The organism is Sphingomonas aerolata (assembly GCF_023935825.1).
GTDB classification, from domain to species: Bacteria; Pseudomonadota; Alphaproteobacteria; order Sphingomonadales; family Sphingomonadaceae; genus Sphingomonas; species Sphingomonas aerolata.
In genome coordinates this window covers 781,088-795,755 of the sequence record NZ_CP098762.1, presented here as the reverse complement: position 1 = coordinate 795,755, position 14,668 = coordinate 781,088, and the positions used below count along the sequence as shown (strand labels likewise).

Here is a 14,668-nt window from a genome sequence, read left to right as displayed (position 1 = left end):
GAGAGGGAGCCGCGATTACTGCTCCGTCCGCGCACCCTTGCGTGCGGCTTCGGGATCGACCGACGGTGCACCCGACGCGGCCGTGCCGGTGTTCGCGATATCCGCGGTATCGCCGCCGTTCTCGACCGCAGCCTCGGCGGCGTTGGCGGTCGCAGGCTGATCTCCAGCGGCGGCGGGTTCTGCACCGGCGGCAGGCGCTGCCGGCAAGGGCAGGTTCGACCCCTGCTGGTTGAGATACAGGATCACGTTCGCGCGGTCCTCGGCACTGCCCAATCCCGCAAACGTCATCTTGGTGCCCGGCGCGAACTTGCGCGGGCTGGTCAGCCACGCGTTCATCTTGTCGAAGTCCCACTTGCCGCCGACGCCCTTCAGCGCGTCGGTAAAGGCATAGCCGCCCTTGCCCTGCGCGATTCCCTCGCCCAGCGTCGCATACAGGTTCGGACCGATCCCGTTCGCGCCGCCCTGGTTGATCGTGTGGCACGCGGCGCACTTCTTGAAGACCTCGGCGCCCTTGGCGGCATCGGCGGTCGGCAGCAGCGACGCGATCGCCACCTCGGCAGCGCCACCGCCGGCACCCTCCTCGACGACGCCCTCGATCGCATAGCCCATCTTCTCGGGGCGCTCGCCGTGGAACAACATGCCCCCCACGATCGACAGCCCAAGCGCCGCACCACAACCTGCGAGCACCCAGCCGGCGATCGTATTGGTCCTGTCGTCCATAAAGCGCACCCACCCCTATTTGATTTAGGACAGCCATAGAAAAGCCTGACCGACACCGCAAGCAAACGCTGCGCCCCGTCTTGCGCGGGCGCCGCGCGCCCTTGATTGCATCCGGCCCGCTGGCTACGCGCCGTGGCGATGGAAAACTTCGCCGCCCCCGCCCGTCCGATCGTCGCGCAGATGACCCAAGCCGCGATGGCGGAGCCCGCGCGCGCGGTCGCGTTTCAGGGTGCGCCCGGCGCCAACAGCCATGTCGCGGCGACCGAGGCATTTCCGGACGGACTGCCGCTGCCCTGTTTCGATTTCGCCGATGCGATCGACGCGGTGAAGGACGGCCGCGCCGACTGCGCGATCATCCCGATCGAGAATTCGCTGCACGGTCGTGTCGCCGATATCCATTTCCTGCTCCCGGAATCGGGGCTGGTAATCACGGGTGAGCATTTTCTCCCGATCCGCCACGCGCTGATGGGCTGCGGTCCGCGCGACGCCATTCGCCAGGCGATGAGCCATCCGCAGGCGCTCGGCCAGTGCCGCCACTGGCTCAAGGCGCACGGGATCGAGCCGGTCAGCTATCCCGACACCGCGGGCGCCGCGGCCAAGGTCGCCGAGCTTGCCGACCCGACGATCGCCGCGCTCGCGCCGCCCGCCGCCGCCGCGCTCTACGGGCTCGATCTGCTTGCGACCGACATTGCCGATGCCGATCACAACACGACCCGCTTCGTCACGCTCGCGCGTGGCGGCAAGCCACCGGCGGCGCAGGATCCGGCGGGCGGCGACTGGATGACGACGCTGATCTTCGAGGTCCGCAACGTTCCCGCCGCGCTCTACAAGGCGATGGGCGGCTTCGCGACCAACGGCGTCAACATGACCAAGCTGGAAAGCTACCAGCGCAACGGCAGCTTTGCCGCGACCGAATTCTACGCGGATGTGGTCGGCAAGCCGGGCGACGCGAACCTCGACCACGCGCTCGAGGAGCTGGGCTTCCACTCGAAATGGCTCCGCGTGCTCGGCACCTACCGCCAGGCGCGCACGCGCGGCTGAGTCACCCCTTCGCCCAGACGGTCAGCAGCGTGTGCGCGATCGCATAGGGCGGCGGCGGCAGGAACGGCCCCTCCTCGCCGCGCAGCACCGCGCGCACCATCTCGCGCGGTACCCACATCGCATCCTCCAGCTCGTTCACGTCGAGCGTGATCGCGTCGTCGACCGCCTCCGCGACGCACGCGATCATCAGCGACGAGGGAAAGGGCCAGGGCTGGCTCGCGACATAGCGGACGCGGCCGACGCGCACGCCCGATTCCTCGGCGATCTCGCGCGCGACCGCCTCCTCGATCGATTCGCCGGGCTCGAGAAACCCCGCCAGCGCCGAATAGCGCCCCGGCGGCCACCCCTTGCCGCGCCCGAGCAGCGCGCGCCCGTCATGCTCGGCGATCATGATGACGACGGGATCGACGCGCGGGAAATGCTCGGTCGCGCAATTGGGGCATTTGCGTGCCCAGCCCGCGCGGAACATCGCCGTCGCGGTCCCGCATTTCGCGCAGAAGCGGTGCCGGACATGCCAGTCGAGCACGCTGCGCGCCGCGGCATAGGTCGCCGCCTCGCCCGGCGCGAGGCTGCCCAGCACCGCCATCAGCGCGGGCGAGCGCATCGCCGGGGCGTTGTCGACCCCCATGCCCGCCAGCAGCGCGGTGAAATGCGGCCGCCCGCTCTCGTCGAGCCCGAGCAGGATCGGTTCGGCATCGTCGGGCAGGTCGGCCATCGACGTCCAGGCCAGCCGCCCCTCATCGGTCACCCCCGGCAACAGACCGTCGAGCGCGAGCAGCCGCGCCCGCCAGTCGCCCTGCGCCGCCGCCAGCGCGTCCGCATCGTGGCGCAGTGCGTCGGCACGTTCGAGCATCCCGCCGGTAAAACCCGGTGCGACATCGGGCATGAGATCCGCGGTCAAGCTCATCGGCGCACGCCCCCCGCAGATCCGCTTCGCGCGACATCGGCGACCAGCGCGCCGACCACCTCTTTCCGCAGCGGCCATTTCTCACCGGGGAAATAATTGACCATCACCGTGCTCCGGACATGACGGACCGGGTCGACCCAGGCGAACGTCCCCGCCGCGCCGCCCCAGCCATAGGTGCCCTTCGATGCGCCGCCCGGCACGTCCGCGAGATACACCGACCCGCCCGCGCCGAACCCCATCGCATTACCTGCGGCCGCCGCACCGGTCCCGGTGCCGATCCCGCCGAACGACACCCCCTTGGGCATCAGGTTCGACATGCCGAGCGCGACCGTCTCGGGCTTCATCACCCGCACGCCGTCCAGCGTCCCGCCATCCTGCAGCATGTGCAGGAACCGGTCATAATCGCGCGCCGACATCACCAGCCCCGCGCCGCCATAGGGAAAGCTCGGCCGCTCCGCGAACACCGACGTCGCCGCGGGGTCGAGCGGGGTGCGGTTGTCGCCGACGAACGCATAGTTGGTCGCCAGCCGCTTCACCTGATCCTGTGGCACCATGAAGAAGGTCGAAGTCATCTTGAGCGGCGCGAACATCCGCGTCTGCAGGAACCGCTCGAACGACATCCCGCTCGCCACCTCGATCACCCGGCCCATCACGTCGAGCCCGATCGAATAGCTCCATTTGGTCCCCGGCTCCGCAACCAGCGGCAGCGTCGCGGCACGGTTCGCGAAGTCCTCGAGCGAGGTCGGGCGCACCTTGGCCATCTGCGTTTCCATCTGCGCATTGACCGACATCGGCAGCACGCCGCGCTGCTCATATTCCTTGAGCAGTGGCCCCTTCACGTTGATGCTGTAGCCGAGCCCCGCAGTATGCGTCAGCAGCATGCGGATCGTGATCGGCGTCGTCGCGGGCCGCGTCGCCAGCGACGTATCGGGGCTGGTCGCGACCGTCATCGTCTTGAATGCGGGGATGTATTTGCTCAGCGGATCGTCGAGGTTCAGCCGACCGTCCTCGACCAGCATCATCGCCGCCATACCGGTGATCGGCTTGGTCATCGAATAGACCCGCCACAACGAATCGGCGTCGGCGAACGGCCGCCCCGGCTCGTCGCCGATTTTGCCGCTCGCCAGGAACAGGGTCGGCCGGTCGCCCAGCCCGAACGCGCCGACGATACCGGGCATCTTGTTGTCGCGGACATAGCCGTCGAACAGCCGTTCGACGCTCGGCAAGGCGGCGCGTGCGGGATCGCCCGCGCGTTCGGTGACGGCGATCGGGCCGGGGGTGGCCTGTCGTTGCGCCTGCCCCAGGGCGGCGGTCGCCGCCAGTGCGGCAATCACGCCGGTCGAAATCCAGTGTGCACGCGTCATGCAGGCCTCCCTATCGCGCCCGTATAGCCTGGGCGGCCTTGGCGAAAACGGTCGGCAGCCCGGCGGTATCCAGGGTCTCGACGGGCCACCATTCGCCGGGTTGATGCGCCTCCACCCGCGCCACCGCAAGACCGAGTTCGAGGTCGAAATGCGTGAAGCCATGCGTGACGCGGTCGTCGAGCATCTGCCAGTCGGCCTGTGCCGGTGCGGCCTCGAACCCCGGCGGCTGGTCGGTCCAGGGCCCGGTCGGCAGCGCGCGCATGCCGCCGAGCAGCCCGGTATCGGGGCGCCGCACCAGCAACACCTGTCCGTCGCGCTCGAGCCAGAAGATCGTCCCGTGACGCTGCGGCTTGGCGGCCTTCTTCGCCTTGACCGGCAGCCGTTCGGGCTCCCCTTGCGCAAAGCCGTCGCAGTCGGGGCGGAGCGGGCACAGCAGGCATTTGGGGTTTCGCGTCGTGCAGATCGACGATCCCAGGTCCATCATCGCCTGCGCGAAATCGCCGGCTCGCATGTCGGGCGTGATCGTGTCCGCGGCCGCACGGATCGCCGGACGCGCGGCGGGGAGCGGCGTCTGAATCGCGAACAGACGCGCGACGACACGCTCGACATTGGCATCGACCACCACCGCACGCTCGCCGAAGGCGATCGCCGCCACCGCCGCCGCGGTATAGGCACCAAGCCCGGGGAGCGTCCGCAGCTCGGCCTCGGTCCGCGGAAACACGCCATCATGCTCCGCGACGACCGCCTTCGCCGCCTTCACCAGGTTGCGCGCGCGGGCATAATAGCCGAGCCCCGCCCAGGCGGCCATCACATCGGCATCGTCCGCCGCTGCGAGGCTCGCGAAATCGGGCCAGCGCGCGGTCCAGGCGAGGAAGCGCGGGGTGACCGCGGCGACCGTGGTCTGCTGCAGCATCACCTCCGACAGCCAGACGCGATAGGGATCGACCGTCTCGCCCGGCCGGGCGCGCCACGGCAGCACACGACGATGCGCGTCATACCAGTCGAGTAGGGCCACGGGGACCGAAGAGCGCTTGGCGTTCACGCGCCGCCTATGGCATGGGTGGCGCGATGAGCAACCCGCCCGGTATCACCACCGAACAAAAGTCCGCGACCGCGGCCAGCGCGACGGACGTTCCGCCCGCGCGCAAGACCGCCGTCCGCAAAACTGCTGCCCGCAAGCCCAAAGTCGATGCCGATGCGCCGCGCGCCAACCGGTCGCGCGCGGTCGCCGAGCTGCTCCCCGCGATCGGCGGCGCGGCGTTCCGGCGCTTCGGCTTTATCCAGTCGTCGGTCGTCAGCCGCTGGCCCGAGATCGTCGGCGAGCGGTTTTCCGGCGTCAGCACGCCCGAATCGATCCGCTTCCCGATGGGGCAGAAACAGGATGGCGTCCTGACGCTGACCGTGCGCGGCGCGCATGCGCCGATGATGCAGCACGTCATTCCCGAGATCACCGAGCGCGTGAACCGCTTCTTCGGCTATGCCGCGGTCGCGCGCATCACCATCCGCCAGGGCGAGGTTGCCAAGCCACGCGTCAAGGCGGCGCCACCCCCGCTCCGCACCGTCCCCGCCGATCTCGGTCTCAGCCTGAAGGGCATCGCCGATCCCGAACTGCGTGCGGTCCTCGAATCCCTCGCCGCCGGCGTCGCCTCGACGAGCGGCCTTCCCAGGATCAGCTGAATGCGTCTGTTCTTTGCGTTGTTCGGTCTCGCGCTGCTCACCGCGGCCGCGCCCGCCCCGAAGCCCGTGCCCGTCACCCGCACGGCGAGCGGCACCTATGTGCTCGGCAGCCCCGCAGCCCGGGTCAAGCTGGTCGAATATGCCAGCTACACCTGTTCGCATTGTGCCGATTTCTCGACCCAGTCGCAGGCGGTGCTGAAGGGCAGGATGATCGCGTCGGGATCGACCAGCCTCGAATTCCGCCACATGATCCGCGACCGGCTCGATCTCGCCGCGGCGGTGCTCGCCCGCTGCACCGGGCCGCGTGGCTTCTTCCCGACATCGGCGGCGATCTTCGCGGCGCAGCCCGCCTGGCTCGAAAAGGGGATCGAGTTCCAGCAGGTCAACGCCGCGCGCATCAACCTCTATCCGCGGCCGGCGCAGCTCAAGGCCTATGCCGATGGCGCGGGGCTGACCGATCTGGTCAAGGCGCGCGGGCTGTCCGCCGCCGCGATCGACGCGTGCTTCGCGGATACGGCGGAGATCGACCGGATCCTCGCCATCACCGCGGCGGCACCGCCCGAGGTCGATTCGACGCCGTCCTTCTTCATCAACGGCAAGGTCATGCCGCATGGCGGCTGGGCCCAGCTCGAACCCGCGCTGCGCACTGCCGGCGCCCGCTAATTTCGTTGGAGTATCCCGCATGAAGTTCGTCACTGCCATCGCCGTCCTGCCGCTCGCGCTCGCTGCCTGTTCGGGGGGCGATTCGTCGAACACCACCCAGGCCGCAGCACCTGTCGCCGCGGCGACCGCCCCCGCCGGCCAGAACTGGACCGAGACCGTCGTCAAGACCGACGAGGGCTATCTGATGGGCAACCCCAATGCCCCGATCAAGCTGGTCGAATATGGCGCGCGCTCGTGCCCGACCTGCGGCGCCTTTGCGCGCGAGGCGTTCAAGCCGCTGACCGACAATTATGTCTCGACCGGCAAGGTCAGCTTCGAATTCCGCGACTTCCTCGTCCACGGCGCGCCCGACGTCGCGCTGACATTGCTCGGCCAGTGCGGCGGGACCGCGCCGTTCTTCCCGATCCTCGAGCAGATGTACCAGAACCAGAACGCCTTCCTCGACAAGCTCCAGACGATGCCCCCGGCGATGCAGCAGAGCCTCGCCAATCTCGCCCCGACCGCGGTCGCGACCAAGCTCGCCGAGCACATGGGCGCGATCGACTTCGTCAAGCAGCGTGGCATCCCCGAGGCCAAGGCGCGCGCCTGCCTCGCCGACCAGAAGCAGCTCGAGATCATGGCCAAGCCGACCGAAAACGCGATGCAGTCGGGCACGGTCACCGGTACGCCGACCTTCCTGCTGAACGGCAAGAAGATGGAAAACGTGCTGTCGTGGAGCGAGATGGAAAAGGCGCTGAAGGCGGCCGGCGCGTAAGCCGCATCCCGTCCGGCGGGCATTTGTCAGCCCGGAGTGTGCCCCTGCGAAGGCGGGGACCCGGTCCGGGCTGCCGCCTTCGCGGAAGAGCAGGAGCGCGCTACGCTCGCCAATCGTGAAGGGAGAGCGCGCGCCATGCAGATCAAACGCCTCCGCATCACCGGGTTCAAGAGCTTCGTCGAACCCGCCGACCTGGTGATCGAACCCGGGCTGACCGGCGTGGTCGGCCCCAATGGCTGCGGCAAGTCGAACCTGCTCGAGGCGCTGCGCTGGACGATGGGCGAGGCCAGCGCCAAGTCGCTGCGCGGTGCCGGCATGGACGACGTGATCTTTGCGGGGACCGCGACCCGCCCCGCGCGCGATTTCGCCGAAGTGTCGATCCTCGCCGAGATCGCCGGCCCAGACGGCGCCGACGAACGCGAGATCGTCCGCCGGATCGAGCGCGGCGCAGGGTCCGCCTACCGGATCGACGGCCGCGACGTCCGTGCGAAGGACGTCGGGCTGCTCTTCGCCGACGCCGCGACCGGGGCGCACAGCCCTGCGCTGGTCAGCCAGGGCCGGATCGGTGCGGTCATCGCCGCCAAGCCCGCCGACCGCCGCGCGATGCTCGAGGATGCCGCCGGGATCGCCGGACTCCACGTCCGCCGCAAGGATGCCGAGGCGAGGCTGCGCGCGACCGAGGCCAATCTGGCCCGGCTCGACGCCGTCATCGCCGATCAGGACGCGCGCGCCGCCGCGCTCAGACGCCAGGCGCGCGCCGCCGAACGCTATCGCCTGCTGTCGAACCAGATCCGCGTCGCGGAGGCACGGACGATCTTCGCGCGCTGGCGCGACGCCGCCGCCGCCGCCGAGTCGGCGACCGCCGACGCCGCGCAGGCCGAGGCGCGGGTGGCCGCCGCCGCCGCCGCCGAATCCCTTACCGCGAAGGCGCAGCACGACGACGCCGCCGCGGTCGCGACCGCTCGCGCCGCCGCACTCGCCGCGCGCGACCATGCCGCCGGCACCGGCCATAAGCTGGCCGGCCTGCGGACCGAACGCACCGCGCTCGACCGCCGCCTCGCCGATCTCGCCGACTCGCGCCGACGGATCGCCGAGGACCGGCTGCGCGAGGGCAGCCTCGCCAGCGACGCTGCCGACGCGCTCGCCCGCCTCGCGACCGAGATCGCCGCGCTCGAGGCCGCGATCGCCGCCGCCACCGCCGCGCTTCCCGCGCTCGACGCCGCGCAGGCTGAGGCCGAACGCGCCGCGCGCGACGTCGAGGTCGCACTGGCGCAGGCGATGACCCGCCATGCGAGCGACGTCGCCGAGGCGCGCGTCGCCGCCGCCGCGCTCGCTGCCGCGCGCACCCGCGCCGATCGCGCCGCACGCGACGCGGCGCAGATCGAGGCGGCGCACCGCGCACTTGGCGACCCCGCCCCGCTCGAGGCCGATCGCGCCACCGCCGCCGAGGCGCGCCTCGCCGCGCTGGAGGACGCCGCCGCCGCCCGCCACGCGCTCGCGCAGGCCGATAGCGACGAACGCGCCGCAAGTGGCCTGCGCGATGCCGCCGAGACCGCGCGCGCCACCACCCGCGCCGAACTCGCCGCGCTCGACAGCGAGGCCGCCGCGCTCACCCGCGCGACCCAGCGCAGCGGCCGCGACCGGCTGCTCGACCATGTCACCGCCATGCCGGGGCTGGAGCGCGCGCTCGCCGCCGCACTCGGCGACGATCTGGATACCGACCCCGCCGCCTGGGCAGGCGCTGTGCCCGCACCCGGCGATCCCGCGCCCCCACCCGGCACCACCGCGCTTGCCGCCGACGTCGACGCGCCCGCGTCCCTCGCGCGCCGGCTCGCGCAGGTCTTCGTCACCGACCGTGACGACGGCCAGCCGCTCGCGGTCGGCCAGCGCCTCGTCACCCGCGACGGCGTGCTGCGCCGCTGGGACGGCTTCGTCGCGCAGGGCAGCGGCGCCGCGGCCGCCGAACGGCTCGAACGTCGCAATCGCCTGCACGCGCTGGAGGCCGCGCGCCCGGCGGCCGCCGCCGCGCTCGCCACGCACGACGCGGCGCGCACCGCGATCGACCAGCAGATCGCCGCGCACCGCCAAGCCGCCCAGGACGCCCGCGCCCACCTGTCCGCCGCCGAGACCCGCATCCGTGACTCGCAGCGCAGCGAGGATCGCGCCGCCGCCGCGCTCGAACGCCGCGCCGGACAGCGTGCCGATCTCGACCAGCGCGCCCACCGCGTCCATGCCGAACAGGCCGATGCCGCCGCGGACCTCGCCGCCGCCGAGGCCGCGGCCGCGGCATTGCCCGACGGTCGCGCCAGCGCCGACGCGGTCGCGACGCTCCACCGCGACGCCGAGGCCCGCCGCGGCGCGGTCGCACAGGCGCGCAGCGACCGCGCCGCGCAGGACAGGCTGCGCGCCGAAACGCGCGAACGCCTCGCCGCCGCGCAGGCCGATATCCGCAGCTGGCGTGCGCGTGCGGGCGAAGCGGCAACCCGCATCACCGCCTTGGACCGCCGCGCCCGCGACGTCGCCGCCGATGCAGAGGCGCTCACGGACCGTCCCGCCACCCTCGATGCCGCGATCGCCACGCTCGATACCGAGCACACCGCCGCCCGCGCCGACGCCGACACGCTCCAGACCGTCGAACGCGCCGCCGAAGCCGCGCTCCGCACCGCCGACGACGCGCATCGTCGCGCCGCCGAGGCGCTCGCCGAGGCCCGCGAATACCGCGCCGGCGCGCTGGTGCGCGTCGATACGCAGGACCAGCACCGCCGCGAGCTCGGGCGACTGTCGGGGGAGCGTTTCGCCTGCCCCGCCCCCGTCCTGCCCGAACGCCTCGGCTTCTTGGTCGCCGATGTCCGCACCCCCGCGGACGAGGCTCGCGCGCAGGACCGCCTGACCGCCGAGCGCGAGCGGATCGGCGCGGTCAACCTCGTTGCCGACCAAGAACTCGCCGCGCTCGAGACCGAGGCGGTCGGCAATGCAGCCGACCGCGACGAGCTGGGTCAGGCGGTCCACCGGCTGCGCGGCTCGATCGGCACCCTCAACCGCGAGGGCCGCCAGCGGTTGCTCGCGGCGTTCGAGACGGTGAACGGCCACTTCCAACGGCTGTTCGCAACGCTGTTCAACGGCGGCAGCGCGCATCTCGAGCTCGTCGATTCGGACGATCCGCTCGAGGCGGGACTCGAGATCCTCGCCCAGCCCCCCGGCAAGCGGCTCCAGTCGCTGGCGCTGTTGTCGGGCGGCGAGCAGGCGCTGACCGCGGTCGCGCTCATCTTCGCGCTGTTCCTGACCAATCCCGCGCCGATCTGCGTGCTCGACGAGGTCGACGCGCCGCTCGACGACGCCAATATCGACCGCTTCTGCGACCTGCTCGACCGGATGGCGCGCGACACCGCCACGCGCTACCTCGTCGTCACGCACAATGCGGTCACGATGAGCCGCATGCACCGGCTGTTCGGCGTGACGATGATCGAACCCGGGGTCAGTCGCCTCGTCTCGGTCGATCTTCAGGCCGCCACCATCCTTGTCGCTGCATAAAGGCGTCACCCGCTGCGAAACGCGAGCAATCGCGCTATAATGGTCGGATGTTCCTCGACGACTCGACGATCTGGCCGCGCAAGGAGGATCTTCCGCCGCGCAAACCCGCCTTCCGCCATGAGAAGGCGCTCAGCCGCATGCTGCTCGTCTATGCGCTCGCGCTGATGCTCCTCCCGATCAGCCTTGGCAGCTTCGTCGACATCATCCGCTACGTCGCTGGCCTGTTTGGATAATTCCCCGGACAGTTGATCCGCATCAATCGACAGGCCCATGCGCGGAACGTAAGATGAACGCATGGCCCAGCTCGACACCCGTGAGAAACTCGAGATCCTGGCCGATGCCGCAAAGTACGACGCATCCTGTGCGTCGTCGGGCACTGCCAAGCGCAATTCGAAGGACGGCAAGGGGCTCGGCTCGACCGAGGGCATGGGCATCTGCCATGCCTATGCGCCCGATGGCCGCTGCATCTCGCTGCTCAAGATCCTGTTGACCAACAGTTGCATCTTCGACTGCCATTACTGCATCAACCGCAAGAGCTCGAACGTCCGCCGCGCGCGCTTCACCGCCAAGGAGGTCGTCGACCTGACGATCGCCTTCTACAAGCGCAACTATATCGAGGGGCTGTTCCTCTCCTCGGGGATCATCGCCTCGTCCAACTACACGATGGAGCAGATGGTCGAGGTCGCGCGCAGCTTGCGCGAGGATCATCATTTCCGCGGCTATATCCACCTCAAGACGATCCCCGATGCGGACCCCGAGCTCGTCCACCAGGCGGGACTCTATGCCGATCGCCTGTCGATCAACGTCGAGCTGCCGACCGCAGGCGGGCTCAAGCGGCTCGCCCCAGAAAAGGACGGCGTCCGGATCGAGACCGCAATGCGTGAGGTCAAGGCCTCGATCGTCGACGGCAAGGACGCCAAGGCCAAATACAAGTCCGCGCCGCGTTTCGCCCCCGCAGGCCAGTCGACGCAGATGATCGTCGGCGCCGATGCTGCGACCGATGGCGACATCGTCCGCAAGGCCTCGACGCTGTACGACCGGTTCGGTCTTCGCCGCGTCTATTATTCGGCGTTCAGCCCGATCCCCGACGCCAGCGCCGTTTTGCCGCTGCAGCGCCCGCCGCTGATGCGCGAACACCGGCTCTATCAGTCCGACTGGCTGATGCGCTTCTACGAATTCCAGCCGCACGAGGTCGTCGCCGCGGCGGACGACGCGACCGGCATGCTGCCGCTCGACATCGATCCGAAGCTCGCCTGGGCGCTGAAGTTCCGCGGCAGCTTCCCGGTCGACGTCAACCGTGCGCCGCGCGAGATGCTGCTCCGCGTCCCCGGGCTCGGCGTGAAGGCGGTCAACGGCATCCTGACCAGCCGCCGCTGGCGCCGCCTCCACCTCGCCGATGTCGCGCGGCTGACCGTGTCGGTCGCCAAGATTCGCCCGTTCATCATCGCTGAGGACTGGCGCCCCGTCGCACTGTCCGACCGCGCCGAACTCCGCCCGATCGTTGCGCCGAAACCGCGCCAGATGGAAATGTTCGCCTGAGACCCCGGTCGGGGCACATACGGTGACGGCTGGTGGATCGGGGGCGATGCGCTAAGGTCAGGCCATGGCCTTTGGCGTTTTCATTTATCGCTCGGACTCGATCTACAAGGATAGCCCGGCCGAACAATACCAGTTCCCAGCCCAGTATCTGAGCCGTGCGCAGCCCAGTATCGGCGACTGGATCCTCTATTACGAACCTCGCAAGGTCGTCGCCACGCGCGGCTATTTCGCGGTTGCCAAGGTCGAACGGATCATCCCCGATCCGTCGACGCCGGCGATGTATCGCGCGCTCATCGAACCCGGCTCCTATCTCGACTTCGCGACCCCCGTGCCCTTTGCCGGCGTTAACGGTCCGGTCGAACGGGGCGTCCTGAACGATCAGGGGCGGATATCCGGCCGCGCCCAGTCCGCCGTGCGCCCGATCTCCGCCGCCGACTTCAACCGGATCGTCACGCTCGGCCTCGACGACGATGCCCCGCTGCTGCCGCGCACCGGCGATGCCGTGGCCGACACAATAGACGATGGCCATTGGCACGAGGAGCGCAGCCCGTTCCTGATCGAGGGCGAGCGTCCGCGCATCGCCAGCCTCACGTCCCGGATAGTCCGCGACCGGATATTCCGCCGCACCGTCCTGCGCGCCTATGACGAACGTTGCGCGATCACAGGGCTGAAGCTTATCAACGGCGGCGGCCGTGCCGAGGTCGAGGCGGCGCATATCCGCCCGGTCGAGGCGAACGGCCCCGATATCGTCAGCAACGGGCTCGCGCTGTCGGGCACCGCGCACTGGATGTTCGACCGCGGGCTGTTGTCGCTCGCCGATGATCTCGCCATCCTCGTATCGCGCCAGGCCAATGATCCCGACACGATCCGCGGGGTCGTCAACGCGAGCGGCTATGCCACCGCGCCGGCCCGCGCCGCCGATCGGCCGCACCCGCATTTCCTGCAATGGCACCGCGCGCACTGCTTCAAGCAGTAGCGTCGGCATCGCGGCGGCAAGCCCATTCTCGCCAGTGGGCAAAAATCATGCGGGATCGCGCGCGGCGGTGCGTATGTCTGGATGCAGAGGGAGCGGACGATGCAGGATCCTGTCGATGAAGGACTGACCCGGCTGGCGGCGATGCCGGTGCCGCGCGCGCTCGATGGCGTCGAGGCGTCGGTGTTCGAGAGCATCGCGGAGAATGCGCGCAGTCGGCACACCAGCCTCCTGGTCGGGCGGTGGTCGGTCGGTACCGCGCTGGTGCTGGGCTTGATCGGCGGGGCGGCACCGATCGGCCATGGTGCGCCGGCGCAGGCGTCGATCCCGATCGGAATCGACGGCGCGCTTGCCCCCTCGACCTTGCTGCTCGGGCAGTGACGTCCGTGGTCCGGCGTGCGGCACCGACGATCGTCCTTGCCTTCCTCGCGGCGATCGCCGGTGTGTTTATCGGCGGCTGGATCCGGGCGCCGGGCGCAGCGCACGGCACCGAACTCCACACGCTGCTCCACCGCGACGTGGTGCTCGACGCCCCGCAGGAGGCAGCGCTCGACCGGCTCGAGGCCGAGTTCGCGGTCCGCCGCGCGGCCCTGGAAGCGGAGCTGCGCGCCGACAATGTCCGTCTCGCCGCCGCGATCGAGCGCGAACATGCCAATGGCCCCGCGGTCGCCGCCGCGGTCGACCGGTCGCACCGGACGATGGGCGCGCTGCAAAAGGCGACGCTCGCGCACGTCTTTGCGATGCGCGGCTTGATGCGCGCCGACCAGACCGCGGCGTTCGACCGGGTCGTCGTGCAGGCGCTGACCCCCGCGCATTGATCCCGCCCCGCCCCGACAGGACCGCGCGCCGCACGAGCATCGATCTCGATGCCTATGACGACGCCGCGCTGGTCACCGCGCATCTCGCCGGACCGGCGGCGGACCGGCAGGCGGCGTTTGCGGCGCTGATGCGGCGGCACAAACAGCCGCTCTACCGCCTGATCCTCGCGCAGATCGGCGATCCCGACGAGGCGCTCGATTTGTTGCAGGACAGCTTCGTTGCGGCGCACGCCGCGCTGTCCCGCTATGACCGCGACCGGTCGCTGCGCGCGTGGCTCGCGCGGATCGCGATCAACAAATGCCGCGACTGGCACCGTCGCCGCCGTGTCCGCCATATGCTCGCCCGCGTGTTGCCGATCGAGGCGGGCGAGCGGGTCGCGGACGGGGCGGCGGATACGGAGACGAACGCGATCGGTCGCGACGACCTCGCCCGCACGATGGCCGATATCGCGCGGCTCCCCGCCCCGCTGCGCGAGCCGCTGCTGCTGTGCACGATCCACGAGCTCAGCCAGGCAGAGGCCGCGCAGGCGCTGGGGATCAGCGTTAAGGCGGTCGAGACCCGGATCCGCCGCGCGCGCGCCGCGCTCGCCGGCGCGGCCTGATTTGTCTAACGTCATGAGGGGCAAGCCGATCGGCGGCGTATGACCTGACAGACGTGGCCGCTCCCGGCCCGAGGATCCG

The 14,668-nt window shown here is 70.3% G+C and carries 15 protein-coding genes; 11 read left to right on the top strand and 4 right to left on the bottom strand.

What is annotated here, in order from left to right; all coding sequences use genetic code 11:
• Window positions 1-15: 15 nt before the first annotated feature.
• Entirely contained in the window at window positions 16-720 is a 705-nt protein-coding gene (locus NEF64_RS03810) for a c-type cytochrome (protein ID WP_031396507.1), read from the bottom strand.
• A 138-nt stretch (window positions 721-858) separates the two neighbouring features.
• Between NEF64_RS03810 and NEF64_RS03805 the strand changes: the two genes are divergently transcribed.
• Window positions 859-1,761, top strand: coding sequence for a prephenate dehydratase (locus NEF64_RS03805; protein WP_056407188.1), 903 nt, complete (start codon window positions 859-861; stop codon window positions 1,759-1,761).
• Between the two features lies 1 nt (window position 1,762).
• On the opposite strand, the gene nudC is transcribed toward NEF64_RS03805, so the two are convergent.
• Genes nudC through NEF64_RS03790 form a run of 3 tightly spaced genes read right to left on the bottom strand, consistent with a single transcriptional unit; the run spans window position 1,763 to window position 5,074 of the window.
• Window positions 1,763-2,668 (bottom strand): NAD(+) diphosphatase, encoded by a 906-nt coding sequence (gene nudC / locus NEF64_RS03800; protein ID WP_056407185.1) that lies wholly within the window; start codon window positions 2,666-2,668, stop codon window positions 1,763-1,765.
• Window positions 2,665-4,032 (bottom strand): serine hydrolase domain-containing protein, encoded by a 1,368-nt coding sequence (locus tag NEF64_RS03795; RefSeq protein ID WP_056407184.1) that lies wholly within the window; start codon window positions 4,030-4,032, stop codon window positions 2,665-2,667. Before NEF64_RS03795 ends, nudC begins: the two co-directional genes overlap by 4 nt.
• A gap of 10 nt (window positions 4,033-4,042) precedes the next feature.
• Entirely contained in the window at window positions 4,043-5,074 is a 1,032-nt protein-coding gene (locus NEF64_RS03790; protein ID WP_056407182.1) for an A/G-specific adenine glycosylase, read from the bottom strand.
• 26 nt (window positions 5,075-5,100) lie between these two features.
• On the opposite strand from NEF64_RS03790, the gene NEF64_RS03785 reads away from it, so the two are divergent.
• The 10 genes from NEF64_RS03785 to NEF64_RS03740 all read left to right on the top strand — a co-directional run bounded on the left by NEF64_RS03785 (window position 5,101) and on the right by NEF64_RS03740 (window position 14,589).
• On the top strand, window positions 5,101-5,709 hold the full coding sequence (locus NEF64_RS03785) for a DUF721 domain-containing protein (protein ID WP_081877807.1): 609 nt from the start codon (window positions 5,101-5,103) through the stop codon (window positions 5,707-5,709).
• A complete protein-coding gene (locus NEF64_RS03780; RefSeq protein WP_056407181.1) occupies window positions 5,710-6,372 on the top strand; it encodes a DsbA family protein in 663 nt (220 codons plus the stop codon).
• A 19-nt stretch (window positions 6,373-6,391) separates the two neighbouring features.
• On the top strand, window positions 6,392-7,126 hold the full coding sequence (locus tag NEF64_RS03775) for a thioredoxin domain-containing protein (protein ID WP_031396513.1): 735 nt from the start codon (window positions 6,392-6,394) through the stop codon (window positions 7,124-7,126).
• Window positions 7,127-7,261: 135 nt separating this feature from the next.
• A complete protein-coding gene (locus tag NEF64_RS03770) occupies window positions 7,262-10,657 on the top strand; it encodes a chromosome segregation SMC family protein (protein WP_252574626.1) in 3,396 nt (1,131 codons plus the stop codon).
• Window positions 10,658-10,704: 47 nt separating this feature from the next.
• Window positions 10,705-10,890 (top strand): hypothetical protein, encoded by a 186-nt coding sequence (locus NEF64_RS03765; RefSeq protein WP_056407175.1) that lies wholly within the window; start codon window positions 10,705-10,707, stop codon window positions 10,888-10,890.
• 61 nt (window positions 10,891-10,951) lie between these two features.
• A complete protein-coding gene (locus NEF64_RS03760) occupies window positions 10,952-12,196 on the top strand; it encodes a putative DNA modification/repair radical SAM protein (protein WP_031441721.1) in 1,245 nt (414 codons plus the stop codon).
• Window positions 12,197-12,260: 64 nt separating this feature from the next.
• Window positions 12,261-13,172 (top strand): HNH endonuclease, encoded by a 912-nt coding sequence (locus NEF64_RS03755; protein ID WP_056407173.1) that lies wholly within the window; start codon window positions 12,261-12,263, stop codon window positions 13,170-13,172.
• A 99-nt stretch (window positions 13,173-13,271) separates the two neighbouring features.
• Window positions 13,272-13,550, top strand: a complete 279-nt coding sequence (locus tag NEF64_RS03750) for a hypothetical protein (protein WP_056673976.1) — start codon at window positions 13,272-13,274, stop codon at window positions 13,548-13,550.
• A complete protein-coding gene (locus NEF64_RS03745; protein ID WP_235516415.1) occupies window positions 13,547-13,987 on the top strand; it encodes a periplasmic heavy metal sensor in 441 nt (146 codons plus the stop codon). The genes NEF64_RS03750 and NEF64_RS03745 overlap by 4 nt, the downstream gene beginning before the upstream one ends.
• Window positions 13,984-14,589 (top strand): RNA polymerase sigma factor, encoded by a 606-nt coding sequence (locus NEF64_RS03740; RefSeq protein ID WP_414711875.1) that lies wholly within the window; start codon window positions 13,984-13,986, stop codon window positions 14,587-14,589. Before NEF64_RS03745 ends, NEF64_RS03740 begins: the two co-directional genes overlap by 4 nt.
• The last annotated feature ends 79 nt before the right edge of the window (window positions 14,590-14,668 follow it).

What these genes read in the sequence shown, in the direction of transcription:
- NEF64_RS03810 (WP_031396507.1), bottom strand. Translation starts at nt 720, where the DNA reads ATGGACGACAGGACCAATACGATCGCCGGCTGGGTGCTCGCAGGTTGT.
- NEF64_RS03805 (WP_056407188.1), top strand. Translation starts at nt 859, where the DNA reads ATGGAAAACTTCGCCGCCCCCGCCCGTCCGATCGTCGCGCAGATGACC.
- nudC (WP_056407185.1), bottom strand. Translation starts at nt 2,668, where the DNA reads ATGAGCTTGACCGCGGATCTCATGCCCGATGTCGCACCGGGTTTTACC.
- NEF64_RS03795 (WP_056407184.1), bottom strand. Translation starts at nt 4,032, where the DNA reads ATGACGCGTGCACACTGGATTTCGACCGGCGTGATTGCCGCACTGGCG.
- NEF64_RS03785 (WP_081877807.1), top strand. Translation starts at nt 5,101, where the DNA reads ATGAGCAACCCGCCCGGTATCACCACCGAACAAAAGTCCGCGACCGCG.
- NEF64_RS03780 (WP_056407181.1), top strand. Translation starts at nt 5,710, where the DNA reads ATGCGTCTGTTCTTTGCGTTGTTCGGTCTCGCGCTGCTCACCGCGGCC.
- NEF64_RS03775 (WP_031396513.1), top strand. Translation starts at nt 6,392, where the DNA reads ATGAAGTTCGTCACTGCCATCGCCGTCCTGCCGCTCGCGCTCGCTGCC.
- NEF64_RS03770 (WP_252574626.1), top strand. Translation starts at nt 7,262, where the DNA reads ATGCAGATCAAACGCCTCCGCATCACCGGGTTCAAGAGCTTCGTCGAA.
- NEF64_RS03765 (WP_056407175.1), top strand. Translation starts at nt 10,705, where the DNA reads ATGTTCCTCGACGACTCGACGATCTGGCCGCGCAAGGAGGATCTTCCG.
- NEF64_RS03760 (WP_031441721.1), top strand. Translation starts at nt 10,952, where the DNA reads ATGGCCCAGCTCGACACCCGTGAGAAACTCGAGATCCTGGCCGATGCC.
- NEF64_RS03755 (WP_056407173.1), top strand. Translation starts at nt 12,261, where the DNA reads ATGGCCTTTGGCGTTTTCATTTATCGCTCGGACTCGATCTACAAGGAT.
- NEF64_RS03750 (WP_056673976.1), top strand. Translation starts at nt 13,272, where the DNA reads ATGCAGGATCCTGTCGATGAAGGACTGACCCGGCTGGCGGCGATGCCG.